The following is a 24192-nucleotide window of genomic DNA, read 5'->3' as shown; positions in this document are numbered from 1 at the left end:
TGAATGACGGGATCGGCGCGGCACGTGAGACGACCGAGGCCGTCGAGACCGAGGCCGGGACCGCCCGCATCACCTGGCACCCGGCCCACGAGCCCCGGCTGGTGCTCGCCGTCAGCCACGGCGCGGGCGGCGGCATCGAGGCGCGTGACCTGAAGGCCCTGGCCGAGGTCCTGCCCGCGCACGGCGTGACCGTGGCCCGTGTGGAGCAGCCCTGGCGGGTGGCGGGCAAGAAGCTGGCGCCCGCGCCCAGGACCCTGGACACCGGCTGGCGCGGCATCTGGCCCGCGCTGGCCGCGCCCGGGCTGCCGGTGATCTCCGGCGGCCGCAGCGCCGGGGCCCGGGTCGCCTGCCGTACCGCCGGTGAGCTGGGCGCCCACGCGGTCCTCGCCCTGAGCTTCCCGCTCCACCCGCCCGGCAAGCCGGAGAAGTCCCGGGCCGCGGAACTGCTGGGCTCCGGCGTGCCCACCCTGGTCGTGCAGGGCGGGAACGACCCGTTCGGCAGGCCGGAGGAGTTCCCCGAGGGCGCCTACGCGCTCGTGGAGGTTCCGTACGGGGATCACGGCTTCGCCGTGCCCAAACGAGCGGAGATCTCGCAGGACGAGGCCGTGGCGGTCGTCACGGACGCGGTCGCCGGGTGGGCCGGGTCACTCGGGTAAAGCTTCGGGAATGCCGAGGCGGTGGTCACTGTTGTGCGGGACGTACGTGCTGGGGACCAGCACCGACGCCGTAGGAGAGGGAGTCCGCCGCATGGGTTCGACCATCTGCCCGAGCCGCAGCAGCCGCGCCGACCTGGACTGGACGGTGCTGCACGCGGCCAAGACCGCCCCGATTCGGGCGGCGGGCGGACCGGATCGTCGTCTATCCTCCGATTCGGGTGAGACCGGCCTCGGTCTCACGAGAGCATTCGAGGAGGTGGGTCCGGTCACTGGGACCGACGCAGGGACCGACAACGGCCAGGCGGAGCAGCCCGAGGGCCAGGGCGGCACGAGCACGGAGACCGCGACCGAACGCAGTGCGCGCTTCGAGCGGGACGCGCTCGAGTTCCTCGACCAGATGTACTCGGCCGCGCTGCGCATGACGCGCAACCCGGCCGACGCCGAGGACCTGGTGCAGGAGACGTACGCCAAGGCGTACGCGTCCTTCCACCAGTTCCGCGAGGGCACCAACCTCAAGGCGTGGCTGTACCGGATCCTCACCAACACCTTCATCAACTCGTACCGCAAGAAGCAGCGGGAACCGCAGCGCTCGGCGGCCGAGGAGATCGAGGACTGGCAGCTCGCCCGCGCCGAGTCGCACATGTCGACGGGCCTGCGCTCAGCGGAGTCGCAGGCGCTCGACCACCTGCCCGACTCGGACGTGAAGGAAGCGCTCCAGGCGATTCCCGAGGAGTTCCGCATCGCCGTCTACCTGGCGGATGTCGAGGGCTTTGCCTACAAGGAGATCGCCGACATCATGGGGACACCCATCGGAACGGTGATGTCCCGTCTGCACCGCGGCCGCCGTCAGCTGCGCGGCATGCTGGAGGACTACGCCCGTGAGCGGGGGATGGTTCCGGCCGGCGCCGGAGAGTCGAACGAAGCGAAAGGCTCGGGGTCATGAGCTGCGGAGAGCCGCACGAGACGGATTGCAGCGAAATCCTCGATCATCTCTACGAGTTCCTCGACCGTGAGATGCCGGACTCGGACTGCGTGAAGTTCGAGCACCACTTCGAGGAGTGCTCGCCGTGTCTGGAGAAGTACGGCCTGGAGCAGGCCGTGAAGAAGCTGGTCAAGCGCTGCTGCGGGCATGACGACGTGCCCGGGGACCTGCGCGCCAAGGTCATGGGGCGGATCGACCTCATCCGCTCCGGTCAGGCGGTCCCCGACCAGGACGTCACGGCCTCGCCGGCCACGCCGCAGGAGTCCTGAACCCGGTTCTGGGACTCGAACGCATCACTCGAACGTGCTAATCCGCGGGTTATCGGCCCGCGGAGCCCCCTCCCGCCGCCCTAGGCTCCGAGCTTGACGGACCTGGCCGGGGAGGGGCGCATGGAAGCGGTACCGGCACGGACACGCGTGTATGTCGCCTGTGTCGTCGTCGCCGCGGTCCTCTGTCTGCTGCCGCTGCCGGGCGTGCGGGCGCCCTGGTGGGCGGTCGCGCTGCTGGCCGCGCTGTACGCCGGCTGCGAGCGCGTCGCCCGTTCCCGGTTCGTGGGGATCTCGCACCCGGCCGGAACCTTCTGTCCCGTGCTGCTCGCCGGTGCGTTCCTGCTGCCCGCGCCCGCCGCGGCCCTCGTGGCCGTGCCGGGCGCGTTGCTGTCGCACGTGGCGCAGCGGCCCGTGACGCTGCGGCGGCTCTGGCGGGCCGCCCAGCTCGTCATCGGCGTGTGGGCGGCGGCCCGGGTGCACTGGCTGCTCGGCGGCCGGGACGCGGTCGTCGCGGGTGACGTCCCCTACGCGCTCGGACCGGCCGGGGCGGCCGTGCTGGCGTTCTGCCTGGTGCTGGCGGTGCTCGACGGCGGCATCCTGGCCGTGGCCGAGCGGGTGCCGGTACGGAGGGCCTGGCGGGGTCTGGTGGCGCGCTCGCTCGCGCCGATCGCCGTGCACGGACTGGCCGGACTGATGATGGCCGTGCTGTGGCGCAGTCCGTACGGGCCCGTGGCCGCGCTGCTCGTGCTGCTGCCGATGTGCGTCTCGTGGTGGGCGTTCGCCCAGTACCACCGGGAACGGGCGGCCCACCAGGCGACCATCCGGGCGCTGGTGCAGGCCGTCGACATCAAGGACGGCTACACGCGCGGGCACAGCGAGCGCGTCGGGCAGGCGTCGATGATGATCGCGCGCGAGCTGGGCATGGACGACGAGCGCGTCGAGGTGCTCCGGTTCGCCGGGATCCTGCACGACGTGGGCAAGCTGGGCGTGCCCACCCGGCTGCTCCGCAAGAACGGGCCGCTCACGCCCGAGGAGCGGCGGGTGATCGAGCTGCACCCCGAGTACGGGCACGAGATGGTGCGCGGCATCGGCTTCCTCGGCGAGGCCCGGGCCGCCGTGCTGCACCACCACGAGCGGCTGGACGGCAGCGGGTACCCGTACGGACTGGTGGGCCGTCAGATCCCGGAGTCCGCACGGGTGGTGGCGGTCGCGGACGCCTTCGACGCCATGACCTCCACGCGCTGCTACAGCCGGGCCCGGCCCGTGCCGGTGGCGCTTGCGGAGCTGGAGCGCTGCGCGGGCAGCCAGTTCGACCCGGAGATGGTCACGGCCCTGGTCGGGGCCGTGGAGCGAGCGGGGTGGCGGCCGGCGGTCACCGCGGACGACACGGAGGACCTGGGCGGCCAGGCGAACGGCAGCGGCCCGGGCGGCCGGCACGGTCAGGGCGACCGGACCGGTCGAGGAGGTCAGGGTCAGGGCGGCCAGAGCGACCGGCACGCCCAGGGTGACCGGGCCGGCCGGCAGGGCCAGGACGCAGAGGGCGGCCAGGGCAGTCAGGACGGCCGGAGTGGCCAGGGCGACCGCGCCGGCCGGCACGGTGAGGGCGGGCAGGGTGGTGATGGGGCCCGCGTGGTGCCGGGGCCGGGGTCCGGCCCGGGGGCGTCCGCGTCCGGGGTGCCGGGGGCGCGTCGATGAGTGCCTACCGGCCGCCCCCGCTCCTCACCCTCGTCCACGCCTGTGCCGCCGTCCTCGCCGCATGCTCCCTCGCCGTCACCCTCTACAGCGGCCTGGAGGAACGCCAGGTCGCCCTCGCCTTCGGGGTCCTCGTCGCCGTCGGCGAGCTCACCCGGCGCGACGACGCCCAGGTCAGGGAGCCGGCCCCGCTGGGGTCCGCGGCGGCCCTGTCGTACGCGCTGCTCGGGGAGGCCGGTGGGCGCGCCACGCACCACGGTCCCGCGCAGGTCGTCGCCGTCGTACTGGCCGCCTCACTGCTCGGCAGCGTGCCGCACGTGGCACGCGGGCAGGGCCCCACACTCGACCACCTCGCGCGCCGTGTGCTCACCGTCGGCTTCGTCGCCGTGTGCTTCCAGCCCCCGTACAACCGGGGCATGTTCGACGACTGGGGCGGGCCCGCCTACGCGCTGCTGCTCCTCGCACTGCTGTCGCTGACCGCGCTGTGCGACGCGGTGCTCGCGGCCGCGCTGGCGCACTCCCGCACCGGCTGGCCGTTCGGACCGGTGCTGCGGGACGAGCTGCGGGCCGTGCGCGGCATCGGCTCCGCCGTCATCGCCACCGGGGCGGTGATGGCCCTGGCGGTCGCCGTCGTGGGGCTCTGGGCGCTGCCCGTCTTCTCCGTGCCCCTGCTGCTCGCCCAGATGTCGTTCCGCCGCTACGCCGCCGTCCGGGCGACCTACCGGCAGACCATCGCCTCCCTCGCGCGGGCCACCGAGGTCGCCGGGTACACCCCCGCCGGTCACGCCCGCCGGGTCGCCGCGCTCAGCCTGGCCGTCGGGCGTGACCTGGGCCTCACCGAGCCCGAGCTGGCCGTGCTGGAGTACGCGGCGCTCATGCACGACATCGGCCAGCTCAGCCTCGTCGACCCCGTGCCGGCCGGCGCCACCGCCGCCCTGCCCGCCGCGGAACAGCGCCGGATCGCGCTCCTCGGCGGGGCCGTGGTCCGGCAGACGGGGGTCGACGAGGCCGTCGCCGTGGTCGTGGAGCGGCAGGCCGACCCGTACGCCGAGCAGCCGCCGGCCGCACGGATCGTCCGGGTCGTGAACGCGTACGAGGAGAAGTCCCGGGAAGGAGGGCCGGGCGGGCCGCTGACGGCGCTGGAGGAACTCCGGCTCGCCACAGCCGGGGAGTACGCGCCGGAGGTGGTGGAATCACTGGCCCGGGTACTGGCAAGGAGCAGTCTGACGCTGCCCGTGGCTGGGTAACCCATGGGTAATGAGCGCCCCCGAGGCCGTACGTGGTTGGATGCGAAGGAGAAGGTGTCCGGGGGCTCGAAACACAGCTACGGCCAGCCCACCGCACGGAACTGGCAGGCGGGAATCGTGAGGATCTTCGGCAAGGGACGGCACCGGCCCTCCGCCTCCTGGCGGCAGGCCACAGACCGGGCATTCACCCTCATCGGCGACGGCCGGTACGAGGACGCGGGCGCACTGCTGACACGTGCCGCCGATCTGGAGCCCTGGCTGTCGGAGTCCTGGTTCAACCTCGCCCTGCTGCACAAGTTCCGGCACGACTGGGAGCAGGCCAGAGCCGCCGGCCTGCGCGCCGTGGCCCTGCTCGACCGGGACACCGGCGCACCCGACTGGTGGAACGTCGGCATCGCCGCGACCGCCCTCCAGGACTGGCCGCTGGCCCGTCGCGCCTGGCAGGCCTACGGGCTGCGGGTGCCGGGCGCCGCCACCGACTCGGGGGAGCCCGTCGGCATGGACCTGGGCAGCGCGGCCGTACGGCTGTCGCCGGAGGGCGAGGCCGAGGTCGTGTGGGGACGGCGGCTGGATCCCGCGCGGATCGAGGTGCTGTCCATCCCGCTGCCTTCGTCGGGGCGGCGCTGGGGCGAGGTCGTCCTGCACGACGGGGTGCCGCACGGGGAGCGGACCACGGCCGCCGGGCACACCTACCCGGTCTTCGACGAGATCGAGCTGTGGGCGCCGTCGCCGGTGCCGACCTGGGTGGTGCTGCTGGAGGCGGCGACGGAGGCCGACCGGGACGCGCTGGAGCAGCTGGCCGCGGACGCCGGGTTCGCCGCGGAGGACTGGTCCTCCTCGGTGCGGCTGCTGTGCCGGATGTGCTCGGAGTCCCGGATGCCGTCGGACGAGGGCGACGGGGAGCACCTCGACCCGCACGACCACAGCGAGCCGGGCCATCCCGGGCCGCTGGGGCACCGCACGGACGGGCAGCTGTGGGTGCCGGAGCGGGAGTGCGGGCTGGCCGCGCCGGCTTCGCTCGTCCGGGGGTTGCTGGACGGGTGGGTGGCCGACAGTCCGGATTCCCGGGACTGGCGGGATCTGGAAGAGGTCTGCTAGCGCCGTCGTCACGTGCGGCGGCGTCGTGGTCGTTCACGCAGTCCCCCGCCCCCCTGATGCCCGTACCCTGTATCAGCATCCCTTGGATTTGTTCAGGAAGGCGTACGCAACGTCATGGCTCAGCAGGACACCGATCAGCAGCACGCGGGCGTGCTCCCCGTCGATGACGAGGGGTACGTGATCGACACGGAGGACTGCGAGGAGCGCGAGGCGGCCTGGCGGGAGCGCGGTACCTCGCGGCCGATCACGGTCGTCGGCAACCCGGTGCTGCACAAGGAGTGCAAGGACGTCACCGAGTTCGGCGAGGAGCTGCAGCAGCTCGTCGCGGACATGTTCGCCAGCCAGCGCACCGCCGAGGGTGTGGGCCTGGCCGCCAACCAGATCGGCGTCGACGCGAAGGTCTTCGTCTACGACTGCCCGGACGACGAGGGCGTCCGGCACACCGGTGTCGTCTGCAACCCCAAGCTCGTCGAACTGCCCGCCGAGAAGCGCCGGCTGGACGACAGCAACGAGGGCTGCCTGTCCGTGCCGACGGCGTACGCGCCGCTCGCCCGGCCCGACTACGCCGAGGTGACCGGGCAGGACGAGCAGGGCAACCCGATCAGGGTGCGCGGCACCGGATACTTCGCTCGGTGTTTGCAGCACGAGACGGACCACCTGTACGGCTACCTGTACATCGACCGGCTCTCCAAGCGCGAGCGCAAGGACGCGCTGCGGCAGATGGCCGAGAACGAGCCCCGCTACCCCGTGGTGGCCAACGACTGACACCTCGCACGCACCAGGCGAACGGCGCCTGTTCGGGTTTCCCACCCCGAACAGGCGCCGTTCGCCTGTGTCGTTCGCCTGTCCGTCGCACGTTCGATCGCTTCCGCTCTCCTGGTGATCCGGCACGCGTCACACAACGGGAGGATCCCGGCACTGTGGGGTAGTGAATGAAGCAAATACGTTCCCAGAACGGTCAGTTGTAGTGCTGAATGGGATGAGCGGGGTATGCAACGGCGCACGCCCGGCACGAAGGGAGGGGCGCCCGCGCCAACTGGCGGCTGAGAGGGGTTAGTTCGTGCATGCTTTGTCACACGGCACCACGTCGACACCGACCACCATCGCAGTTCCACCGTCGCTCTCCCTCCCTGTGATCGAGGCGGCGTTTCCCCGGCGACTCCACCCGTATTGGCCGAAGTGCCAGGAGAAGACGCGGGCATGGCTGCTCGAAAAGCGGCTCATGCCCGCCGAGAAGGTGGAGGAATATGCCGACGGCCTGTGCTACACGGACCTCATGGCCGGCTACTACATCGGCGCCTCCGACGAGGTGATGCAGGCCATCGCGGACTACAGTGCCTGGTTCTTCGTCTGGGACGACCGCCACGACCGCGACATCGTGCACGGGCGACCGCTCGCCTGGCGGACGCTGCGGGACCGGTTGCACACCGCCCTCGACTCCCCCGGGGAGCACCTGCACCACGAGGACCCACTGGTCGCCGGGTTCGCCGACAGCGTCCTGCGGCTGTACGGGTTCCTGCCGCAGACGTGGAACCTCCGGTTCGCCCGGCACTTCCACGCGGTGATCGAGGCCTACGACCGGGAGTTCCACAATCGCACGCACGGCATCGTGCCGACGGTCGAGGAATACCTCCGGTTGCGCCGGCTCACCTTCGCGCACTGGATATGGACGGACCTGCTGGAGCCGACCGCGGGGTGTGAACTCCCCGACGCCGTGCGAAAGCACCCGGCCTATCGGCGGGCGGCACTGCTGAGCCAGGAATTCGCCGCCTGGTACAACGACCTCTGCTCGCTGCCGAAGGAGATAGCGGGCGACGAGGTGCACAATCTCGGAATCAGTCTCATCACCCATGAGGGACTGACACTGGAAGAGGCGGTCGGGGAAGTGCGGCGCAGGGTCGAGGAATGCATCACCGAATTCCTCGACGTCGAGCAGGAGGCGTTGCGGTTCGCCGACGACCTCGCCGACGGCACCGTACGCGGAAAGGAACTGAGCGCCGCCGTGCGCCTCTGCCTGGGCGATATGCGGAACTGGTTCAGTTCCGTCTACTGGTTCCATCACGAATCCGGCCGTTACATGGTCGACAGCTGGGACGACCGGTCCACGCCCCCGTACGTCAACAACGAAGCGGCAGGTGAGAAATGACCGTCGAGTCTGTGAAGCCCGAAGCCGCCCTGGCTCCGGAGCTGCGCGAACCGCCCCGGGCCGGGGGCGGCGTCCCCCTCCTCGGGCACGGCTGGAAGCTCGTGCGCGACCCGCTGGCGTTCATGTCCCGGCTGCGCGACCACGGCGACGTGGTCCGTCTGAAGCTCGGCCCGAAGACGGTCTACGCCGTGACCACCCCGGCCCTCACGGGCGCGCTGGCCCTGAGCAACGACTTCATCATCGCCGGGCCGCTGTGGGAGTCCCTGGAGGGCCTGCTCGGCAAGGAGGGCGTGGCCACGGCGAACGGCCCGCGCCACCGCCGCCAGCGGCGCACCATCCAGCCCGCCTTCCGGCTCGACGCCATCCCCGCCTACGGGCCGATCATGGAGGAGGAGGCGCACGCGCTCACCGAGCGCTGGAAGCCCGGCGAGACCGTCGACTGCACCTCCGAGTCGTTCCGGGTGGCCGTGCGCATCGCGGCCCGCTGCCTGCTGCGCGGCGACTTCATGGACGAGCGGGCGGAGCGGCTGTGCGTCGCCCTGGCGACCGTCTTCCGCGGGATGTACCGGCGGATGGTGGTCCCGCTGGGACCGCTCTACAACCTTCCGCTCCCGGCCAACCGCGAATTCAACCGGGCCTTGGCCGATTTGCATCTCCTGGTCGACGAGATCGTCGCCGAGCGCCGCGCAAGCGGTCAAAAGCCGGACGATTTGCTGACGGCATTGCTGGAGGCGAAGGACGAGAATGGCGAACCCATCGGGGAACAGGAGATCCACGATCAGGTCGTCGCGATCCTCACCCCGGGCAGCGAAACCGTGGCATCCACGATCATGTGGCTGTTGCATATGCTCGCTGAGCACCCTGAACACGCCGACCGGGTGTGCGACGAAGTGCAAGCCGTCACCGGTGGGAGGCCGGTGGCATTCGCCGACGTCCGGGCACTGAGGCACACCAACAATGTCGTGGTCGAGTCCATGCGTTTGAGTCCGGCGGTGTGGATTCTGACGCGCCGGGCGGTACGGGACACGGAACTCGGCGGATACCGCATTCCGTCCGGGGCGGACATCGTCTACAGCCCGTACGCCATCCAGCGCGACGCGAAGTCCTATGAGCGGAACCTGGACTTCGACCCGGACCGCTGGCTGCCGGAGCGGGTCAAGGCGATCCCGAAGCACGCCATGAGCCCGTTCAGCACGGGCAACCGCAAGTGCCCCAGCGACCACTTCTCGATGGCCCAGCTGACGCTGATCACGGCGGCGCTGGCCACGAAGTACCGCTTCGAGCAGGTGGCCGGGTCCGACGACAGCACGCGCGTGGGCATCACGCTGCGGCCGCACGACCTGCGCGTACGGCCGGTGGCGAGGTGAGAACCGCGGGCCTCAGGCCGCCTCGGGGCCCCTGAACGTACGCCGGTAGGCGTGCGGCGTGGTCCCGACCGACCGGACGAAGTGGTGGCGCAGCGTGGCCGCGTTGCCGAACCCCGTCCGGCCGGCGATCGCGTCCATCGTCTCGTCCGTCGCCTCCAGCAGCCGCTGCGCCAGCAGCACGCGCTGGCGCAGCACCCAGCGGTAGGGGGTCGTGCCCGTCTCCTGCTGGAAGCGGCGGGCGAACGTGCGCGGGGACATCAGGGCGCGGGCGGCCAGCTGCTCGACGGTCACCTCCTCGTCGAGATGGCGCTCCATCCAGGCCAGCACCTCGCCGATCGTGTCGGCCTCGGAGTGCGGCAGCGGGCGCTCGATGTACTGCGCCTGGCCGCCGTCGCGGTGCGGCGGCACCACCATCCGGCGGGCGATCTTGTTGGCCACCTCGGAGCCCTGCTCCTTGCGGACCAGGTGCAGGCAGGCGTCGATGCCGGCGGCGGTGCCCGCGGAGGTGATCACCGGGTCCTCGTCGACGTAGAGCACGTCCGGCTCGACCACCACCCGGGGGTAGCGCACGGCGAGCTCCCGGGCGTGCTTCCAGTGCACCGTGCAGCGGCGGTCGTCCAGCAGTCCGGCCGCGGCCAGGACGAAGACGCCGGAGCAGACGCTGAGCACCCGGGCGCCGCGGTCCACACCGCGGCGCAGGGCCTCCAGCAGCTCCGGCGGGAACGTGCGGGTGGAGTAGCCGTCCCCGGCCGGGACGGCGATCAGGTCGGCCGTCTCCAGCCGCTCCAGGCCGTGCTCGACCCGCAGCGACAAGCCCGAGGCCATGCGCAGGGCGGGGCCCTCGGCCGAGGCCACGGCGAAGTCGTACACCGGCAGGCCGTCGTCACTGCGGTCGGTGCCGAAGACCTCGCACACCACACCGAGTTCGAAGGGGGTCACGCCGTCGAGCAGGGCGACGGCCACGTTCTGCAGCATGCCCCCAGTGTGCCTCGCCGGTGGCAGTAATTCGAGGGTCTGCGGCAGTACTGCCACTGACGGTAAGGAGCATTCGGAGCGACAGTGGTGTCCATGGACACGAACCAGACGCAGACACTCATCGCCATGATCTTCGTACTCGGGACGCTGGTCCTCCTGGTCCTCCCGTCCGTGCTCGGCCTGATGCACGACAGGCGCATCGACCGGCAGATCCGGGCGGCCCAGGAGACCCGCGACGGAGCGTCGGCTCAGAAGTCCTCGTCCAGGTCGACGGTGCCCTCCACCGCCACCTGGTACGCGGAGGGCCGCCGCTCGAAGAAGTTGGTCAGCTCCTGAACCCCCTGGAGCTCCATGAAGGAGAAGGGGTTCTCCGAGCCGTACACCGGAGCGAAGCCCAGGCGGGTCAGCCGCTGGTCGGCGACGCACTCCAGGTACTGCCGCATCGACTCGGTGTTCATGCCCGGGAGGCCGTCACCGCACAGGTCGCGCGCGAACTGCAGCTCGGCCTCGACGGCCTCGCGGAGCATGTCCGTCACCTCCTGCCGGAGCCGGTCGTCGAAGAGCTCCGGCTCCTCCTTGCGGACGGTGTCGACGACGTCGAACGCGAACGACATGTGCATGGTCTCGTCCCGGAACACCCAGTTGGTGCCGGTGGCCAGGCCGTGCAGCAGCCCCCGGCTGCGGAACCAGTACACGTAGGCGAAGGCGCCGTAGAAGAACAGGCCCTCGATGCAGGCCGCGAAGCAGATCAGGTTGAGTAGGAAGCGGCGCCGGTCCGCCTGTGACTCCAGCCGGTCCAGCTTCTCGACCGAGTCCATCCACCTGAAGCAGAACTCCGCCTTCTCGCGGATGGACGGGATGTTCTCCACCGCCGCGAAGGCCGCCGCGCGGTCCTCCGGGTCGGGCAGGTAGGTGTCGAGCAGCGTCAGATAGAACTGGACGTGCACGGCCTCCTCGAACAGCTGACGGCTCAGGTACAGCCGCGCCTCGGGGGAGTTGATGTGCTTGTACAGCGTCAGCACCAGGTTGTTCGCGACGATCGAGTCGCCCGTCGCGAAGAACGCCACCAGCCGGCCGATGAGGTGCTGCTCCGCGGGGGAGAGCTTGGCGAGGTCGGCGACGTCCGAGTGGAGGTCGACCTCCTCCACGGTCCAGGTGTTCTTGATGGCGTCCCGGTAGCGCTCGTAGAAGTCCGGGTAGCGCATGGGGCGCAGGGTCAGCTCGAAGCCGGGGTCGAGAAGGTTCTGGGTGCTGGGCATTACTGGCAGGCCTCGCAGGACTCGGGGTTTTCCAGGGAGCAGGCGACCGCTTCGGGGTCCGGGGTGGCCGGCACGGGGACGGTGGCCTGGGCGGCGCGGGCGATGCGGGTCGCCGGGCGCGAGCGCAGGTAGTACGTGGTCTTCAGCCCGGACTTCCAGGCGTAGGCGTACATCGAGGAGAGCTTTCCGATGGTCGGCGTCTCCAGGAAGAGGTTCAGCGACTGGGACTGGTCCAGGAACGGGGTCCTGGCCGCCGCCATGTCGATCAGGCCGCGCTGCGGGATCTCCCAGGCCGTGCGGTAGAGGGCGCGCACGTCCTCGGGGATCCAGGCGAAGCCCTGCACCGAGCCGTTGGCCTCGCGCAGGGCCTCGCGGGTGCGGGCGTCCCACACGCCGAGCCGCTTGAGCTCGTCCACCAGGTAGGAGTTGACCTGGAGGAACTCGCCGGACAGCGTCTCGCGCTTGAACAGGTTGGACACCTGCGGCTCGATGCACTCGTACACGCCCGCGATCGAGGCGATGGTGGCGGTGGGCGCGATGGCGAGCAGCAGGGAGTTGCGCAGGCCGGTCGTGGCGATCCGCTCGCGCAGGGCCGCCCAGCGCTCGGGCCAGGTCAGCTCCACATCGTAGTGGTCGGGGTGCAGCACGCCCCGGGCCGTGCGGGTCTTCTCCCAGGCCGGCAGCGGCCCGCTGCGCTCGGCGAGGTCGGCGGAGGCCTCGTAGGCGGCGAGCATGATGCGTTCGGCGATGCGGGTGGACAGGGCCTTCGCCTCGGGCGAGTCGAAGGGCAGGCGCAGCTGGAAGAAGACGTCCTGAAGGCCCATCGCGCCGAGGCCGACCGGGCGCCAGCGGGCGTTGGAGCGGCCCGCCTGCTCGGTCGGGTAGAAGTTGATGTCGACGACCCGGTCGAGGAACGTCACGGCCGTGCGGACGGTTTCGTCCAGGCGCTCCCAGTCGATGTCCCCGCCGGTCACGAACGCGCCGAGGTTGACCGAGCCGAGGTTGCAGACCGCCGTCTCGCCGTCGCTGGTGACCTCCAGGATCTCCGTGCAGAGGTTGGAGGAGTGCACGACGTGGCCCGGCTCGGCGGTCTGGTTGGCGGTGCGGTTGGCGGCGTCCTTGAAGGTCATCCAGCCGTTGCCGGTCTGCGCCAGGGTGCGCATCATGCGGCCGTACAGCTCGCGCGCGGGCAGCGTCTTTCGCGCCAGGCCCTTCGCCTCGGCCGCCCGGTAGGCGGTGTCGAACTCCTCGCCCCACAGGTCGACCAGCTCGGGCACGTCCGCGGGGGAGAACAGCGACCACTGCGCGTCGGCGTTCACGCGGCGCATGAACTCGTCGGGGATCCAGTGCGCGAGGTTGAGGTTGTGCGTGCGGCGGGCGTCCTCGCCGGTATTGTCGCGCAGTTCCAGGAACTCCTCGATGTCGGAGTGCCAGGTCTCCAGGTAGACCGCTGCGGCGCCCTTGCGGCGGCCGCCCTGGTTCACGGCGGCGACGGAGGCGTCGAGGGTCTTCAGGAACGGCACGATGCCGTTGGAGTGGCCGTTCGTGCCGCGGATCAGCGAACCGCGGGCCCGGATGCGGGAGTAGGCGATGCCGATGCCGCCGGCGTGCTTCGACAGCCGGGCCACCTGGTGGTAGCGGTCGTAGATGGAGTCCAGCTCGTCCTGGGGGGAGTCCAGGAGGTAGCAGGACGACATCTGGGGGTGCCGGGTGCCGGAGTTGAAGAGCGTGGGGGAGGAGGGCAGGTAGTCGAGGCGGCTCATCAGCCGGTAGAGGGCGGCGACTTCGTCCACGGCCCGTGCGGTGTCGTCCTCGGCGAGGCCGCTCGCCACGCGCAGCAGGAAGTGCTGGGGCGTCTCGATCACCTTGCGGGTGATCGGGTGCCGCAGCAGGTAGCGGCTGTGCAGCGTGCGCAGGCCGAAGTAGCCGAAGCGGTCGTCGGCGGCGGTGTCGATGAGGGCGTCCAGCCGGGCGGCGTGCCGCTGGACGAAGTCGGCGGTCCGGTCGGCGATGAGCCCTTCGCGGTGTCCCACGGCGACCGACTCCGTGAACGACGCGACGCCCTGGGAGGCGGCCTCCGCGCGGATGCCGATGGTCAGCAGCCGGGCGGCCAGGCGGGAGTAGGCGGGGTCCTCGGAGATGAGGCCGGCGGCCGCCTCGGTCGCCAGCTCGCGCAACTCCGTCTCGTCCGCCCGCGCGGACCGGCCGCGCAGCGCGGCGGCGGCGACCCGGCCGGGGTCGGCGTCGGGGAGGTCGGCGGTCAGCCCGGTCAGGGTCCGCAACAACGCGGCACCGGGAGCGTCGTGCGCTTCTTCCGCGGCTTCTTCGGCGGCTGAGACCGGATCGGCTGGCGCGATGGTCACGTGGGGCTCTCCCTCGCTCGGCACGGGGCCTCGCCGAGGGCAGGGGGCAGCACACGAGCGCACGCGGCGCCGCGTCCACCGGCCCATTCCACGAGGCCCGGACGTCAGGCACACCGGCCGGGTGGCCGGGTGCGCTGTCGGCAGGTCCTCGGACTGACGCCCATACCGCATCAAAGGGCATGGGTACACCGTTGCGGGACAGTTCCGGATTCGCACCGGATTCCCCTGCGGCGACAGCGAGCATGAGCATACATCTTGTGCCGGGTTCGAATGCCACCCCCAGATGTTGTGTCGCGCTGGTTTCGGAGGGTCAGCCGGCAGGTGTGCAGAGTGATCTTCACCGGCCGTGGGACCGGCGCCGGACGAGGGGCGGCGGGCGAACGACGGCGGGCCGCCGTGAGGTGTGCTCACGGCGGCCCGCTGCGGGTCGTTCGTCGTGCGGGGCGCGGTGCCGGGCGCCCCGGAGGTCAGTGCGAGGAACCGGCGGTGGCGGGCGGCAGTTCGACCTGCACCCCCGGGTCGCCCGCGTCGGCCGTGTAGTCCTCCGGCTTGGTCTCGTCGACGCCGTCGGGGGCCTTCAGGGCCTTGAGGACGAACGTCAGGACCACCGTCACCACCACGTTCAGCACGAACGCCGTGAGGCCGATGTAGCCGATCTCGCCGATGCCGGGGATCTCCTTGGAGGAGCCGCCGAAGTGCTTCTGCGTCGGCGAGGCGACCCCGTACGCGGCGACCGTGCCGTAGACCATGCCGACCGCCCAGCCCGCGAGCAGCGCCCAGCGGTGGAACCAGCGCGTGAACAGGCCGCCGACCAGGGCCGGGAAGGTCTGCAGGATCCAGATGCCGCCGAGCAGCTGGAAGTTGATGGCGACCGTCTTGTCCATGGTGAGGACGAAGGCCAGCGCGCCCACCTTCACCAGCAGGGACACCAGCTTGGAGACCTTGGTCTCCTGCGCGGGCGTGGCGTCCGGCTTGATGAAGTCCTTGTAGATGTTGCGCGTGAAGAGGTTCGCGGCCGCGATGGACATGATGGCCGCCGGCACCAGCGCGCCGATGCCGATCGCCGCGAACGCCACACCGGCGAACCAGTCCGGGAACATCGTCTCGAACAGCTGCGGGATCGCCAGCTGCCCGTTCTGCACCTTGATGCCCGCCGCGATCGCCATGAAGCCGAGCAGGGCGAGCAGGCCCAGCATCAACGAGTACAGCGGCAGGATCGTGGTGTTGCGGCGGATCACCTCACGGCTCTTGGAGGACAGCGTCGCCGTGATGGAGTGCGGGTACATGAACAGCGCCAGGGCCGAGCCCAACGCCAGCGTGGCGTAGGTCCACTGGCCCGCCTCCGGCGGCGTCAGCGCACCGCGCGGCGCGCCCGTCGCCGGGTTGGTCTGGCTGAACGCGTCGCCCGCCTTGGCGAAGATGTCGTCGAAGCCGCCCAGCTTGATCGGGATGTAGATGATCGCCACCGCGATGACGATGTAGATCAGCGTGTCCTTCACGAACGCGATGAGCGCGGGCGCCCGCAGACCCGACGAGTACGTGTAGGCCGCCAGCACGCCGAACGCGATCAGCAGCGGCAGGTCCTTGATGAACCAGTTGGTGTTCTCGCCGCCGCCGACGCCCATCACGTCCAGCACGGCCTGGATGCCGACCAGCTGGAGGGCGATGTAGGGCATCGTGGCGAGGATGCCGGTCAGCGCCACGGCCAGGGACAGGCCCTTGGAGCCGAAGCGGCCGCGCACGAAGTCGGAGGTCGTCACGTAGCCGTGCTTGTGGGAGACCGACCACAGGCGCGGCAGGAACGTGAAGATCAGCGGGTAGACCAGGATCGTGTAGGGCACCGCGAAGAAGCCCGCCGCGCCCGCCGCGTAGATCGCCGCCGGCACGGCCACGAAGGTGTACGCCGTGTACAGGTCGCCGCCCAGCAGGAACCAGGTGATCCAGGTGCCGAACGAGCGGCCGCCGAGGCCCCATTCGTCCAGGCTGTGCTCGTTCTCGGCCTTGCGCCAGCGCGCGGCCAGGAAGCCCATGACCGTGACGGCCAGGAAGAAGAAGATGAAGACGGCGAGTGCGACGCCGTTCACGCCGTCCTTCACTCCGACGCACCGCCCTTCGCGGCCGAGCGGGCGCGCTGGTCACGCTGCCACAGCTTGAAGGCGATCATCGTCAGTGCCGTGGAGATCAGCACCCAGGCCATCTGGTACCAGTAGAAGAACGGGATTCCGATGAAGGCCGGGTCGGTCTTCGCGTACGAGCCGACCCACAGCATGGCGATGAAGGGCGCGACGAGGCAGACGGCGATGACGACGCGCATCGGCGTCACCACCGGCCCTCTGCTGACTTCCGGGGGTTGCGACATCAGGCGGCTCCGTCCCCTCAAGTGATCACCTGTGCAATGCGCAGGCAATCTAGGTCAGGGTGCGCCGAGAGCGGAACCCCTCGTCCGCAATGCGGTACCCAAAAGAAACCGGAGATCCGTCGCCGCCCGGTGCCGTCGCCGGCCGGCTACTCCTGGGGGCGCTTCAGGCGGGCCACGAACTTGTACCGGTCGCCCCGGTAGACCGACCGCACCCACTCCACCGGCTGGCCGTCGCGGTCCAGCGAGTGCCGGGAGAGCATCAGCATCGGCAGGCCGACGTCCGTGCCGAGCAGGCCGGCCTCGCGCGGGGTGGCCAGGGACGTCTCGATGGTCTCCTCGGCCTCGGCGAGATGGACGTCGTAGACCTCGGCGAGCGCGGTGTAGAGGGACGTGTACTTCACCAGGGAGCGGCGCAGGGCGGGGAAGCGCTTCGCGCTGAGGTGCGTGGTCTCGATGGCCATGGGCTCGCCGTTGGCCATGCGCAGGCGCTCGATGCGCAGCACGCGCCCGCCCGGCGTGATGTCGAGCAGCCCGGCGAGCCGGTCGTCGGCGGTGATGTAGCCGATGTCCAGCAGCTGCGAGGTCGGCTCCAGGCCCTGGGCGCGCATGTCCTCGGTGTAGGAGGTCAGTTGCAGGGCCTGCGAGACCTTCGGCTTGGCGACGAAGGTGCCCTTGCCCTGGATGCGTTCCAGCCGGCCCTCGACGACCAGTTCCTGCAGCGCCTGGCGCACGGTCGTCCGGGAGGTGTCGAACTCCGCCGCGAGGGTGCGCTCGGGCGGGACGGGCGTGCCGGGCGCCTGGGTCTCCGTCATGTCGAGCAGGTGCTTCTTCAGGCGGTAGTACTTGGGCACACGTGCGGTACGGACGGGCACCCCGTTCTCGTTCTCCGCACTGCTGACGTCGGTGCTCATGCTCCGCCTTCCCGGCTCGGTCCGCCGACACGATCTCACTTGTATACCGTCGGCGTCTTGTTTGGTCTAGTCCACCACTGCAAGTGGTCTACCTGAAGTATGGCCCGTGCAAGCGGGTTTTCGCTGGCTTCTTACTTAAAGGTTCCTGCATATGTAGGTCGCATAACGGCTGGTCAGAGCCTTCTCGCCACCCTTGACAGGCTGGTTGGCCTGGGCCAAGCTCCCCGTACTGGTCTACACCAATGGTCCAGGCCCGGCCCACCGTTCACTGCGGGGAGCCAGGGGGGTTGTGGGATCCCTGAGGAGGGTGGCGTGAAGCGCAAGCTGACAGCCGCGATCGGTATCGCGGGCATGATGGTCTCCATCGCGGCGTGCGGCGGCGAGGGCGACGGGGGCTCGGACAAGGGCGGCGCGGACGCCAAGGAGCTGACCGTCTGGCTCACCGTCGACGCCCAGAACAACTGGCCGGAGCTGGTGAAGGCCGCCGACGACGCGGTGAAGAAGAAGCACCCGGGCCTGAAGATCAACCACGAGTACTACGGCTGGCCGGACAAGAACGCCAAGCTCGACGCCGTCCTGGCCACGGACAAGGCCCCCGACGTGGTCGAGATGGGCAACACCGAGATGCTCGGCTACATGGTCAAGGGCGCCTTCGCCCCCCTCGACCAGGGCAAGTTCGACAACTCCGACGCCTGGCTGGACGGCCTCAAGGCCTCGGTGACCTACGAGGGCAAGACCTACGGCGTCCCCTACTACGCCGGCGGCCGCGTCGCCAACTGGCGCAAGGACATCGCCGCCTCGGTCGGCGTCAAGACGGCTCCGAAGACGTACAAGGAGCTCACCGACGCCCTGGACAAGATCCAGAAGAAGCAGGGCGACAAGTTCAACGCCTGGTACCAGCCCACCCGCGACTGGTACGCCGCCATGTCCTTCGTCTACGACGCCGGCGGCGCCATCGCCACCGAGTCGGGCGGCCAGTGGAAGGCCTCGCTCTCCTCGCCCGAGTCCCTCAAGGGCCTGAACGAGTTCAAGAACGTCGTCGACAAGTACATGCACGGCGACAAGACCAAGGACGAGTCCGACCGCTACATCGTCTACGGCCAGGGCAAGTCCGCCATGATCTTCGCGGCCGCCTGGGAGGGCGCCACCGCCGAGGACCCGAAGAACGACAAGACCGGCAAGCTCAAGGGCAACCTCGAGAACTTCGTGATGCCCGGCCCGTCCGGCAAGAACATGCCCGTCTTCCTGGGCGGCTCCGACCTCGCCGTGCCGGTGAAGTCCGACGCGCAGGACCTGGCCGCCGAGTGGATCAACGCGTTCGCCGGCTCCTCCGGGCAGAAGGGCCTGATGGCCAAGGGCAACCTGCCCAACAACAAGACGGACCTCGCCACGCTCAAGAACGACCCCAAGACGGCGGTCCCTGCCACCGCGGCCGAGGCCAACTGGTTCGTCCCGATGGCACCCGGCTGGGGCCAGGTCGAGAAGGCGCAGATCCTGCAGACCATGCTGCAGAGCATCGGCACCGGCAAGAAGTCCGTCGAGGCCGCCGCCAAGGAGGCGGACGCCGCGATCGACAAGGTCATCAACACCAAGTGACCTACGGGCGGGGCTCCCTCACACGGAGCCCCGCCGTCGTCAGGACCTGAGGGACCGCCAAGGAGCGCGCGATGAGTGCCGCAGACACCACCACCCCCGCCAAGGTGCCGCCACCGCGGCCGGTACCTGTGCCGCCCCCCACCGGGCGGCGGCCCCGCGGGCAGCGCACCTCGGGCGGTGCCGCCGTCCCCTGGCTGCTGCTCGCGCCCTGCCTGCTGATCCTGGCCCTGGTCATGGGCTATCCGCTGGCCCGCCTGGTCACCCTGTCCTTCCAGAAGTTCGGGCAGTCCCAGCTGTGGGGTTTCCAGCCGGCCGAGTCCGTCGGCTTCGACAACTTCGCCAAGGTGCTCGGCGACGGAGAGTTCTGGGCCGTCGTGCTGCGCACCGTGATCTTCGCGGGCGGCGCGGTCGTCTTCACCATGGTGATCGGCATGGCGCTCGCGCTGCTGCTCCAGCGCGTCTCGGGCTGGCTGAAGATACTGATCAACATCGTGCTGGTGGCCAGCTGGGGCATGCCCGTGATCGTGGCGACCACGGTCTTCAAATGGCTCTTCGACTCGGACTACGGCGTCTTCAACGCCCTGCTGAGCAAGTTGCCCGGCGTCGACATGATCGGCCACAACTGGTTCGCGAGCGGCCCCGAGGGGCTGGCCGTGATCATGCTGCTGGTGGTGTGGGGAGCCGTGCCGTTCGTGGTCATCACGCTCAGCGCGGGCCTCACCCAGGTGCCGAAGGAACTGGAGGAGGCGGCCCGCCTGGACGGCGCCGGCTCCTGGGGCGTCTTCCGCTACGTCACCCTGCCCGTCCTCAAGCCGATCATCGTGATGCTCACGACCCTGTCGGTCATCTGGGACATGGGCGTCTTCCCGCAGGTGTTCGTCATGCGCAACGGCCACCCCGAGCCGGAGTTCCAGGTCCTCAACACCTACTCCTACGACCGTGCCTTCGTGGTCAACGACTACGCCCAGGGCTCGGCCATCGCGCTGATCACCGTCCTGCTGCTGCTCGGCGTGGTCGCCGTCTACATGCGGCAGATGCTGAAGATCGGAGAGGTCGAATGAGCAGCACCCTGACCGGCCGCCGGGCGCCGAGGCTGTGGTGGAACGTCCTCGGGCTCCTCGTCTTCGTCACCGCCGGCTTCCCGCTGTACTGGATGCTCAACACGGCGTTCAAGCCCGCGAAGGACGCCATCGACCCCGACCCGAGCCTGCTGCCCACCGGCCTGACCTTCGACAACTTCGGCCGGGCGCTGGACATCGCCGACTTCTGGGGCCCGGTCGGCCGCAGCATGGTGGTGTCGCTGGCCGTGGTCGTCATCGGCATGGTCGTCGGGCTGCTGGCCGCGCTCGCCATCTCCCGGTTCGCCTTCCGCGGCCGCAAGATCGTGATCGTGGGCATCCTCGCGGTCCAGATGGTGCCGCTGGTCGCCATGATCATCCCGGTCTTCCTGCTCCTGAACGACCTGGGCCAGTACGACCGGCTCACCGGCCTCGTCATCACGTACCTGACCTTCGTCCTGCCCTTCACGGTCTGGACGCTGCGCGGCTTCATCGTCAACATCCCGAAGGAACTGGAGGAGGCGGCCATGGTCGACGGCTGTTCCCGCACCAGCGCCTTCCTGCGGGTGGTCTTCCCGCTCCTGGCCCCGGGCATGGTCGCCACCTCGGTCTACGCCTTCATCCAGGCCTGGAACGAGTACCTCTACGCCCTGATGCTCCTCAGCCAGAAGAACCAGACCGCGACCGTCTGGCTCGGCAACTTCACCACCAAGCACGGCACCGAATACGCCCCGATGATGGCCGGAGCCACGATGATGGCCGTGCCGATCGTCGCCCTCTTCCTCCTCGTCCAGCGCAAGATGGCCGCGGGCCTGACCGCGGGCGCCGTGAAGGGATGACCTCACCCGATGACGACACTCGCCAGCGGCACCGACACGCTCACGCGCGACGCCCTGACCGTCCTGCAGCCCGGCTTCACCGGCACCACCGCCCCCGACTGGCTGCTGCGCCGGCTCGGTGAGGGGCTCGCCTCCGTCGGGCTCTTCGGCCGCAACATCGCCTCACCGGACCAACTGGCCGCCCTCACCGCCCAGCTGCGGGCCGAGCGCGACGACGTCCTCGTCGCGATCGACGAGGAGGGCGGCGACGTCACCCGGCTGGAGGTGCGCAGCGGCTCCTCCTTCCCGGGCAACCACGCCCTCGGCGCGGTCGACGACGTCGAGCTGACCCGGCAGGTCGCCCACGAACTGGGCCGCCGCCTCGCCGCCTGCGGCGTCAACCTCAACTGGGCCCCCTCCGCCGACGTCAACTCCGACCCCCGCAACCCGGTCATCGGCGTCCGCTCCTTCGGTGCCGACACCGCACTGGCCGCCCGGCACACCGCCGCCTACGTCACCGGCCTGCAGTCCGCCGGCGTCGCCGCCTGCACCAAGCACTTCCCCGGCCACGGCGACACCGCCGTCGACTCCCACCACGCCCTGCCGCGCATCGACGTCTCCGCCGAGGTGCTGGCCGAACGCGAACTGGCGCCCTTCCGCGCCGCCATCGCCGCCGGCAGCCGGGCCGTCATGAGCGCCCACATCCTGGTCCCGGCGCTCGACCCCGACCACCCGGCCACCCTCTCCCGCCGCATCCTGACCGGCCTGCTGCGCGGCGAACTCGGCTACGACGGCCTGATCGTCACCGACGGCATGGAGATGCGCGCCATCGCCGGCACCTACGGCATCGAACGCGGCAGCGTCCTCGCCATCGCCGCGGGCGCCGACGCGATCTGCGTCGGCGGCGGCCTGGCCGACGACGCGACCGTGCTCCGCCTGCGGGACGCCCTGGTCGGAGCCGTCCGCACCGGTGAACTGCCCGAGGCACGCCTCGCCGAGGCCGCCGACCGCGTCCGGTCCCTGGCCCGCTGGACCGGCACCGCCGGCCCGTCGGCCGAGGAGGCCCACGGCAGCGAGGTCGGCCTGCGCGCGGCCCGTCGCGCCCTGACGGTGACCCCCGCCCCGGGCCTCGGCAGCCCCCAGGCTTTCGAGCCCCTCACCGAGCCCCCCTACGTCGCCGCCCTCACCCCCGTCGCCAACATCGCCGTCGGCGACGAGACCCCCTGGGGCGTCGCCGCCGAACTGATCCACCTCCTGCCCGGCACGGTGACCGGCAGCTTCTCCGCCGGCGACGGCACGCAGAGCGAGGCCGGGCGGGACGCCGGCCGGGCGGCCCTGCAGGCGGCCGGCGCGCGCCGCATCGTCGCCGTGGTCCGCGACGAGCACCGCCATCCCTGGATGGCCTCCGCCCTCGACACCCTGCTGGCCGCCCGCCCCGACACGATCGTCGTCGAGATGGGCGTCCCGCAGGCCGCCCCGCGCGGCGCCCTGCACATCGCCACCCACGGCGCGGCCCGCGTCTGCGGCCGTGCGGCGGCCGAGGTGATCGCCGGAGCCGTGGGCCGCTGAGCCCTTCCTTGATGAACGTGGTTGTAAGCCTGCAAGCAAATGTAGTACTTCTTATACATGAGCGAGCAGGTGCACAACAGGTTGGCGATGGTGCGTGCCGAACGGAAGGTGTCGCGCCAGAGCCTGGCCGAGGCAGTGGGGGCCCACTACCAGACCATCGGCTACATCGAGCGGGGGCAGTACAACCCGAGCCTCGACCTGGCACTGAAGATCTCGAAGTTCTTCGGGCTGCCGGTCGAGGCGCTGTTCTCCCTCGAACCGTTCCGGCCGCTCACGGACGAGGTCTACGGGAGGAACCAGCCATGACGACGACACGCCTGACCCGCTACGACCGGACCATGCTGCGGCTGATGAACGACCGCCGCGGAGCGGCCTGGTACGCCACGGCGGCCCGTCGCCGGCTGGCCGTCGCCACCCATGTCACGCTCACGCTGGCCATCGGCGGCCTGATGACCCACCTGTTCCTCGCCGAGGGCGAACCACTGTGGACCGTCGTCGCGATGGCGGTGCTGCTGCTCCCCTGGATGGTCGCGACCGGCGTGATCAACGGCGCCACCCGGGGTCTGCTGGAGCTGCGCGCCCACGTCCTGGACGAGCGGCAGTCCGCCGAACGCAGCCGCGTCCTGGCCCGGGCCCACCGCGTGACGACCCTGCTGCTGGCCGCCGCCGCGGTCATCCTGCTGATCACGGGCGGCGTCGCCGGCGACGCCCCGAAGGCCTACGCGGCGCCGCTGCTCATCGCCGTCCTCGTCACCCACTGGGTGATGCCCCTGTGGGTGGCCGGCTGGCTGGCCGAGGACGAACCGGCCGACGACGACCTCTGACGACCGGCCCTAGATGCCCTGCCAGTCGGGCTTGTTGGCGTACGTGTGCCGGAAGTAGTCCGCCAGCTTCAGCTTCGACGCGGCGGCCTCGTCGACCACGACGGTCGCGTGCGGGTGGAGCTGGAGCGCGGACGCCGGGCACACCGCCGCGACCGGCCCCTCCACCGTCGCCGCCACCGCGTCCGCCTTGCCCTCGCCCGTGGCGAGCAGCACCAGGTGCCGGGCCTCCAGGATGGTGCCGATGCCCTGAGTGATCACGTGGTGCGGCACCTGGTCGATGTCGCCGTCGAAGAACCGGGCGTTGTCGATCCGGGTCTGCTCGGTCAGCGTCTTGATCCGCGTCCGCGAGGCCAGCGACGAGCACGGCTCGTTGAAGCCTATGTGCCCGTCGGTCCCGATCCCGAGCAGCTGGAGGTCCACCCCGCCGGCCTCCGCGAGAGCCCTGTCGTACGCCTCGCACGCCCCCTGCACGTCCTGCGCCGTGCCGTCCGGGCCCGTGAACTGGTCCATCCCGATCCCGAGCGGCTCCAGCACCTCACGCCGCAGCACCGACCGGTACGACTCCGGATGGTCGGCGGGCAGCCCCACGTACTCGTCGAGCTGGGCGATCCGTGCCCGCGCCGCGTCCACGGCACCGGAACGCACCTTGGCCGCCAGCGCCTCGTACACCGGCAGCGGCGTCGAGCCCGTGGCCACGCCGAGCAGGGCGTCGGGCTTGCGCCGGAGCAGCTGCGCCATGGCCTCGGCGATGAGCTCGCCACCCGCCTTGGCGTCCGGAACGATGACAACTTCCACGCTGGGCCTGCCGATCTGAGGAGGATGCTCGACTGGGACTGGAGGACCCGGGAGGGGGTCGTGTGGTTTAGACCAATCTAACAGAGCGGGGGCGTCCCTCCCAGGGTGCGGGGCGCCGCTCCCGGGCAGGCGACAGTGCCGTGCCGGCCTGGTCTCCGGCAGGTGAACAGCACGGGTCCCGCGTGGTCGTTCCGCGGCCCGGGGGAGT

22 protein-coding genes, 1 pseudogene and 1 riboswitch are annotated in these 24192 nt (G+C 70.7%); of the genes and pseudogenes, 16 read left to right on the top strand and 7 right to left on the bottom strand.

What is annotated here, in order from left to right; translation table 11 throughout:
- The first annotated feature begins 11 nt into the window (after nt 1–11).
- The 9 genes and pseudogenes from ACIGAQ_RS16395 (at nt 12) to ACIGAQ_RS16355 (ending at nt 9457) form a co-directional block, all read left to right on the top strand.
- A complete protein-coding gene (locus ACIGAQ_RS16395; protein ID WP_399784581.1) occupies nt 12–656 on the top strand; it encodes an alpha/beta family hydrolase in 645 nt (214 codons plus the stop codon).
- 256 nt (nt 657–912) lie between these two features.
- The gene (sigR, locus tag ACIGAQ_RS16390; protein ID WP_309095368.1) at nt 913–1599 is read left to right on the top strand and encodes an RNA polymerase sigma factor SigR; all 687 of its coding nucleotides are present in this window, start codon (nt 913–915) and stop codon (nt 1597–1599) included.
- Entirely contained in the window at nt 1596–1907 is a 312-nt protein-coding gene (gene rsrA / locus ACIGAQ_RS16385) for a mycothiol system anti-sigma-R factor (RefSeq protein WP_031103063.1), read from the top strand. Before sigR ends, rsrA begins: the two co-directional genes overlap by 4 nt.
- Before the next feature lie 120 nt (nt 1908–2027).
- Nucleotides 2028–3299 (top strand): annotated as a pseudogene (locus ACIGAQ_RS16380) (HD-GYP domain-containing protein); the annotation flags it as partial.
- Between the two features lie 299 nt (nt 3300–3598).
- Nucleotides 3599–4846 carry an HD-GYP domain-containing protein gene (locus ACIGAQ_RS16375; RefSeq protein ID WP_399783304.1) on the top strand — a complete coding sequence of 416 codons (1248 nt, stop codon included), beginning with the start codon at nt 3599–3601 and terminating at the stop codon, nt 4844–4846.
- 117 nt (nt 4847–4963) lie between these two features.
- Nucleotides 4964–5944 (top strand): hypothetical protein, encoded by a 981-nt coding sequence (locus ACIGAQ_RS16370; RefSeq protein ID WP_362278674.1) that lies wholly within the window; start codon nt 4964–4966, stop codon nt 5942–5944.
- 114 nt (nt 5945–6058) lie between these two features.
- Nucleotides 6059–6709, top strand: a complete 651-nt coding sequence (def, locus tag ACIGAQ_RS16365) for a peptide deformylase (protein ID WP_311679459.1) — start codon at nt 6059–6061, stop codon at nt 6707–6709.
- 295 nt (nt 6710–7004) lie between these two features.
- Nucleotides 7005–8090 (top strand): epi-isozizaene synthase, encoded by a 1086-nt coding sequence (cyc1, locus tag ACIGAQ_RS16360; RefSeq protein ID WP_399783301.1) that lies wholly within the window; start codon nt 7005–7007, stop codon nt 8088–8090.
- On the top strand, nt 8087–9457 hold the full coding sequence (locus ACIGAQ_RS16355; RefSeq protein WP_399783298.1) for a cytochrome P450: 1371 nt from the start codon (nt 8087–8089) through the stop codon (nt 9455–9457). Before cyc1 ends, ACIGAQ_RS16355 begins: the two co-directional genes overlap by 4 nt.
- 12 nt (nt 9458–9469) lie before the next feature.
- Here ACIGAQ_RS16355 and ACIGAQ_RS16350 read toward each other — a convergent pair whose 3' ends face one another.
- Nucleotides 9470–10432, bottom strand: a complete 963-nt coding sequence (locus tag ACIGAQ_RS16350) for a helix-turn-helix domain-containing protein (RefSeq protein ID WP_311679453.1) — start codon at nt 10430–10432, stop codon at nt 9470–9472.
- A gap of 93 nt (nt 10433–10525) precedes the next feature.
- On the opposite strand from ACIGAQ_RS16350, the gene ACIGAQ_RS16345 reads away from it, so the two are divergent.
- Nucleotides 10526–10768, top strand: a complete 243-nt coding sequence (locus tag ACIGAQ_RS16345; protein WP_399783295.1) for a hypothetical protein — start codon at nt 10526–10528, stop codon at nt 10766–10768.
- Here ACIGAQ_RS16345 and ACIGAQ_RS16340 read toward each other — a convergent pair.
- The 5 genes from ACIGAQ_RS16340 to ACIGAQ_RS16320 form a co-directional block, all read right to left on the bottom strand.
- Nucleotides 10681–11691 (bottom strand): ribonucleotide-diphosphate reductase subunit beta, encoded by a 1011-nt coding sequence (locus tag ACIGAQ_RS16340; RefSeq protein ID WP_311679450.1) that lies wholly within the window; start codon nt 11689–11691, stop codon nt 10681–10683. The two genes, ACIGAQ_RS16345 and ACIGAQ_RS16340, sit on opposite strands and share 88 nt — an antisense overlap.
- Complete coding sequence (locus ACIGAQ_RS16335; protein ID WP_399783291.1) at nt 11691–14054, bottom strand: ribonucleoside-diphosphate reductase subunit alpha; 2364 nt, start codon at nt 14052–14054, stop codon at nt 11691–11693. Before ACIGAQ_RS16335 ends, ACIGAQ_RS16340 begins: the two co-directional genes overlap by 1 nt.
- Nucleotides 14055–14175: 121 nt before the next feature.
- A riboswitch (cobalamin riboswitch) is annotated at nt 14176–14311 on the bottom strand.
- A 210-nt stretch (nt 14312–14521) separates the two neighbouring features.
- Nucleotides 14522–16150: a monocarboxylate uptake permease MctP gene (mctP, locus tag ACIGAQ_RS16330; RefSeq protein WP_311679446.1), complete on the bottom strand. Its 1629-nt coding sequence runs from the start codon at nt 16148–16150 to the stop codon at nt 14522–14524.
- Nucleotides 16147–16413 (bottom strand): DUF3311 domain-containing protein, encoded by a 267-nt coding sequence (locus ACIGAQ_RS16325; protein WP_311679444.1) that lies wholly within the window; start codon nt 16411–16413, stop codon nt 16147–16149. The genes mctP and ACIGAQ_RS16325 overlap by 4 nt, the downstream gene beginning before the upstream one ends.
- Nucleotides 16414–16559: 146 nt before the next feature.
- Nucleotides 16560–17324 (bottom strand): GntR family transcriptional regulator, encoded by a 765-nt coding sequence (locus tag ACIGAQ_RS16320; protein ID WP_309097218.1) that lies wholly within the window; start codon nt 17322–17324, stop codon nt 16560–16562.
- A gap of 312 nt (nt 17325–17636) precedes the next feature.
- Between ACIGAQ_RS16320 and ACIGAQ_RS16315 the strand changes: the two genes are divergently transcribed.
- The 6 genes from ACIGAQ_RS16315 to ACIGAQ_RS16290 all read left to right on the top strand — a co-directional run bounded on the left by ACIGAQ_RS16315 (nt 17637) and on the right by ACIGAQ_RS16290 (nt 23189).
- Nucleotides 17637–18920, top strand: coding sequence for an extracellular solute-binding protein (locus tag ACIGAQ_RS16315; protein WP_311679442.1), 1284 nt, complete (start codon nt 17637–17639; stop codon nt 18918–18920).
- Nucleotides 18921–18991: 71 nt separating this feature from the next.
- Nucleotides 18992–19981, top strand: a complete 990-nt coding sequence (locus tag ACIGAQ_RS16310; RefSeq protein ID WP_311679441.1) for a sugar ABC transporter permease — start codon at nt 18992–18994, stop codon at nt 19979–19981.
- Nucleotides 19978–20817 carry a carbohydrate ABC transporter permease gene (locus ACIGAQ_RS16305; RefSeq protein ID WP_399783285.1) on the top strand — a complete coding sequence of 280 codons (840 nt, stop codon included), beginning with the start codon at nt 19978–19980 and terminating at the stop codon, nt 20815–20817. Before ACIGAQ_RS16310 ends, ACIGAQ_RS16305 begins: the two co-directional genes overlap by 4 nt.
- 9 nt (nt 20818–20826) lie before the next feature.
- A complete protein-coding gene (locus ACIGAQ_RS16300; protein ID WP_399783282.1) occupies nt 20827–22365 on the top strand; it encodes a glycoside hydrolase family 3 protein in 1539 nt (512 codons plus the stop codon).
- Nucleotides 22366–22422: 57 nt separating this feature from the next.
- Entirely contained in the window at nt 22423–22671 is a 249-nt protein-coding gene (locus tag ACIGAQ_RS16295; RefSeq protein ID WP_003992865.1) for a helix-turn-helix transcriptional regulator, read from the top strand.
- Entirely contained in the window at nt 22668–23189 is a 522-nt protein-coding gene (locus tag ACIGAQ_RS16290; RefSeq protein WP_311679438.1) for a hypothetical protein, read from the top strand. Before ACIGAQ_RS16295 ends, ACIGAQ_RS16290 begins: the two co-directional genes overlap by 4 nt.
- Before the next feature lie 9 nt (nt 23190–23198).
- Here the strand turns inward: ACIGAQ_RS16290 and nagB are convergent, their stop codons facing one another.
- A complete protein-coding gene (gene nagB / locus ACIGAQ_RS16285) occupies nt 23199–23984 on the bottom strand; it encodes a glucosamine-6-phosphate deaminase (protein ID WP_311679437.1) in 786 nt (261 codons plus the stop codon).
- Between the last annotated feature and the right edge of the window lie 208 nt (nt 23985–24192).

Origin of the sequence: Streptomyces sp. NPDC085932 (genome assembly GCF_044540525.1) — a bacterium.
GTDB classification, from domain to species: Bacteria; Actinomycetota; Actinomycetes; order Streptomycetales; family Streptomycetaceae; genus Streptomyces; species Streptomyces levis.
Note: the sequence above shows the minus strand (reverse complement) of the source record. Positions and strands in the feature narration are given on the sequence as shown.

What these genes read in the sequence shown, in the direction of transcription:
- ACIGAQ_RS16300 (WP_399783282.1), top strand. Translation starts at nt 20,827, where the DNA reads ATGACGACACTCGCCAGCGGCACCGACACGCTCACGCGCGACGCCCTG.
- ACIGAQ_RS16305 (WP_399783285.1), top strand. Translation starts at nt 19,978, where the DNA reads ATGAGCAGCACCCTGACCGGCCGCCGGGCGCCGAGGCTGTGGTGGAAC.
- ACIGAQ_RS16310 (WP_311679441.1), top strand. Translation starts at nt 18,992, where the DNA reads ATGAGTGCCGCAGACACCACCACCCCCGCCAAGGTGCCGCCACCGCGG.
- ACIGAQ_RS16320 (WP_309097218.1), bottom strand. Translation starts at nt 17,324, where the DNA reads ATGAGCACCGACGTCAGCAGTGCGGAGAACGAGAACGGGGTGCCCGTC.
- rsrA (WP_031103063.1), top strand. Translation starts at nt 1,596, where the DNA reads ATGAGCTGCGGAGAGCCGCACGAGACGGATTGCAGCGAAATCCTCGAT.
- ACIGAQ_RS16290 (WP_311679438.1), top strand. Translation starts at nt 22,668, where the DNA reads ATGACGACGACACGCCTGACCCGCTACGACCGGACCATGCTGCGGCTG.
- ACIGAQ_RS16295 (WP_003992865.1), top strand. Translation starts at nt 22,423, where the DNA reads ATGAGCGAGCAGGTGCACAACAGGTTGGCGATGGTGCGTGCCGAACGG.
- ACIGAQ_RS16340 (WP_311679450.1), bottom strand. Translation starts at nt 11,691, where the DNA reads ATGCCCAGCACCCAGAACCTTCTCGACCCCGGCTTCGAGCTGACCCTG.
- ACIGAQ_RS16350 (WP_311679453.1), bottom strand. Translation starts at nt 10,432, where the DNA reads ATGCTGCAGAACGTGGCCGTCGCCCTGCTCGACGGCGTGACCCCCTTC.
- ACIGAQ_RS16355 (WP_399783298.1), top strand. Translation starts at nt 8,087, where the DNA reads ATGACCGTCGAGTCTGTGAAGCCCGAAGCCGCCCTGGCTCCGGAGCTG.
- def (WP_311679459.1), top strand. Translation starts at nt 6,059, where the DNA reads ATGGCTCAGCAGGACACCGATCAGCAGCACGCGGGCGTGCTCCCCGTC.
- ACIGAQ_RS16325 (WP_311679444.1), bottom strand. Translation starts at nt 16,413, where the DNA reads ATGTCGCAACCCCCGGAAGTCAGCAGAGGGCCGGTGGTGACGCCGATG.
- ACIGAQ_RS16375 (WP_399783304.1), top strand. Translation starts at nt 3,599, where the DNA reads ATGAGTGCCTACCGGCCGCCCCCGCTCCTCACCCTCGTCCACGCCTGT.
- ACIGAQ_RS16345 (WP_399783295.1), top strand. Translation starts at nt 10,526, where the DNA reads ATGGACACGAACCAGACGCAGACACTCATCGCCATGATCTTCGTACTC.